We start from the raw sequence: 2,954 nt of genomic DNA, 5'->3' as shown, positions 1-2,954 counted from the left end.
GCGGTCTTCACCGCCCGCTCCGCCATGCCCGCGTCGTCGGCACGGGCCGCCGAGCGGATCGCGGCCGCCAGTTCGTCCGGCCGGCCCGGCGGCACCACCCAGCCGAGCCCGTTTTCCAAGACGGTCAGCGCGGCCTCGGCCTCCGGCTCCGAGACCAGGACCACGGGCCGGCCGACCGCCAGCAGATTGTAGAACCGGCTCGGCACCGACACGCCTGCCACGTCCTTCCGATAGGGGATGACCCAGACGTCGGCGGCCGCGAGAAAGGCCTCGAGCTCGGCGTCCTCGACCCGCGCGACGACGTCGACATTCGGCAAATTCGCCGCCGCCTGCAATTGCTTCAGCCGCTCGAAGCCGATCCCCCAGCCGGAGAGCAGGAAGCGGATATCCGTTTCCTGCTTCAGCAATTGCGCCGCCTCGAACACGACGTCCGGATCGTGGGTGAAGCCGAGATTGCCTGACAGCCCGACGACGAAACGCGCCGGATGCGCGGCGCGGAACGGATTGTCGGCCGTCACCGGCCGCAGGGCGGGAGCCAGCGTGGCCCAGTTCGGAATGAAGCGAATCCTGTCCCGCTTCATGCCGCGATAGACCATCAGGTGCCGTTCCGCGTCGCGACCGATCGTGATGACGACATCGAGCGCGCGAAACATCCAGCCGTTGACGGCGCGTATGGTCCTGGTCACGATCGAACGGGGCTCCAGCAGGCCGGCCATGACCAGCACGTCGGGAAAGAGGTCATGCAGGATCAGCGCCGACCGCGCGCCTTTCAGCTTCGCGGCCGCCGCAACGGCATAGGGTAGCATGAACGGCGCGGTCACGGTGAGGACAACGTCGCCGCGCCGCAACTCGCCCAGCAGAGCGAACAGGACGCGGAGCGCAAACAGCAGTTCGGCCGAGGCGCGGCGGACCAGGGCCGCCTTTCCGGTCATCCGATTCTTGACGGGGACGACGACCGGCTTGCCCGGCCCGGTCTGCGCGGCCGGCAAGGCGCCCGGCGTGCCGGACAGCACGACGACCCGGCCGCCCCGGGCGAGGCGACCTGCGACCTCGGCCATGATCGCAGCCGTGGTGCTCGGATCCGGCGGATAGTGCTGGCTCGCGACGACGATCTTTCCCGGGGGCTGCATCAAAGGCTCACGCCGCGGTCGAGCCGAATTCCGGAACGGCATCCTTCAGGATGGTCTTGATGGTACCCCGGTCGTCCCGCGCGATCGCCTGTTCGAGGGCCGCGATCCACTTGCACAACGTCTGCATCGGCGGCTCGTTGGGCCGCGCGGCCATGATGCCGGCGATGCCGATCTCCACGGTCGGCTCCTCGGAGGCGAACAGGATCTCGTTCAGCCGCTCGCCCGGCCGCATCCCCGTGAACACGATGTCGATGTCGTGGCCCGGCTGCAGGCCGGACAGCCGGATCATGCGCTCGGCGAGATCCACGATCTTGACCGGCTGCCCCATGTTGAGCACGTAGACCGACACGTTCGAACGCTCCGCGCCGAGCGCGTGGGTCGCCGCCGTGATGACGAGGTCGCAGGCTTCGCGGATCGTCATGAAATAGCGGACCATGTCGGGATGCGTCACCGTCACCGGACCGCCGGCCTCTATCTGGGCCTTGAACTTCGGCACCACGGAGCCGTTCGAGGCGAGCACGTTGCCGAACCTGACCGAGATCAGCCGCATCGGCGGCCTGGCGCCGCCCGCCTGCGACGACAGATCGCGGTCGAGCGCCTGGCAATACATCTCCGCAAAACGCTTGGTGAGGCCGAGCATCGAGACCGGCTCGATCGCCTTGTCGGTCGAGATCATCACCATCGCCCCGGCGCCGGCCGCCAGCGCCGCGTCGGCCACGTTGACCGAGCCGAAGATGTTGGTCTTGACGCCTTCGCTCCAGTCGCGCTCCAGGATCGGCACGTGCTTGAGCGCGGCCGCATGGAACACGATGTCCGGCCTGAACTCGGCCATCACGCGCATGATGCGCTCGCGGTCGCGGATGTCGGCGATGCGGCCCTCGATGGCGGCGCCGGCCTCGTGCGCGGCGAGCGCTTCCGTCACCGCGTAGAGCGCCGGCTCGGAATGCTCGATGATCAGCAGGCGGGCGGCGCCGAACGCAACCACGCGCTCGCAGATTTCCGAGCCGATCGAGCCGCCGCCGCCGGTGACGATGACGGCCTTGCCCCTGATCAGGGCCTCCAGACGCGCATAGTCGATCTTCTCGGTCGGCCGCAGCAGGAGGTCCTCGACCGCGACGGAGGTGAGCCGCGGCGTGTCCCCGCCCTCCAGCGACGGCAGGCGGCTGACGATCAGGCCGAGCCGGCGCGCCCGCATCAGCACGGAGTCCGGATGGGCGTCCGGCTCGAAGGCCGACGGCGTCATCACCACCCGGGCAATCGGCTTGTTGCGCTTGGCGAAGTCGCCGATCACGTACTCGAAATCGTCGATGCCGCCCAGCACCGGCACGTTGCGGATGGACTGTCCCCGATCGGCCCGCGACGGCGACAGCACGCCGACCGGCCAGACCCGCCTGATGGCGCCGCTCTCGATGCCGCGCAGCAGAACCTCGGCGTCCGCTGCGCGACCGATCAGCAGCGTCGGTGAAGCGTCCTCGATCCTGGCGTCGCGCCGGACGCGGGTGTAGCGGAAATAGCGGTAGGCAAGCCGCAACGCGCTGAGAAACGATATCTCCAGAAACCAGTAGAGGACGATCGTGACCTTGCCGAGGAAGAACGAACCGCGCACGTTGGGGGCGACGAAGATGTAGTCGAGAACGAGCAGCGCGACGGTCAGGACGGTCGCGACGCGGATGATGTTCAACGCGTCCGGCAGCGAGATGAACCGCCATTTCGTCGTAGTCAACCTGAAGGTGAAGAACACCACCACGCTGAAGACGAGGAAATAGGGCAGGATGCGAAACAGGAGCGGCAGCCGGACATAGAAGTCGTCGCCGCCCTCGAACC

Annotated in this window: 2 protein-coding genes; both read right to left on the bottom strand. The window is 68.1% G+C overall.

Annotation, left to right across the window (positions count from 1 at the left end):
* Positions 1-1,130 (bottom strand): glycosyltransferase family 4 protein (locus KGM94_RS24665; protein ID WP_300265184.1); only part of this gene is annotated, 1,130 nt, incomplete at its 3' end.
* A 7-nt stretch (positions 1,131-1,137) separates the two neighbouring features.
* Positions 1,138-2,954 (bottom strand): SDR family NAD(P)-dependent oxidoreductase (locus tag KGM94_RS24660; RefSeq protein ID WP_300265181.1); only part of this gene is annotated, 1,817 nt, incomplete at its 5' end.

This window comes from Bradyrhizobium sp., from assembly GCF_028868675.1.
Taxonomy (GTDB): Bacteria; Pseudomonadota; Alphaproteobacteria; order Rhizobiales; family Xanthobacteraceae; genus Bradyrhizobium.
The sequence above is the reverse complement of the archived record's forward strand: the minus strand, read 5'-3'. Positions and strand labels throughout refer to the sequence as shown.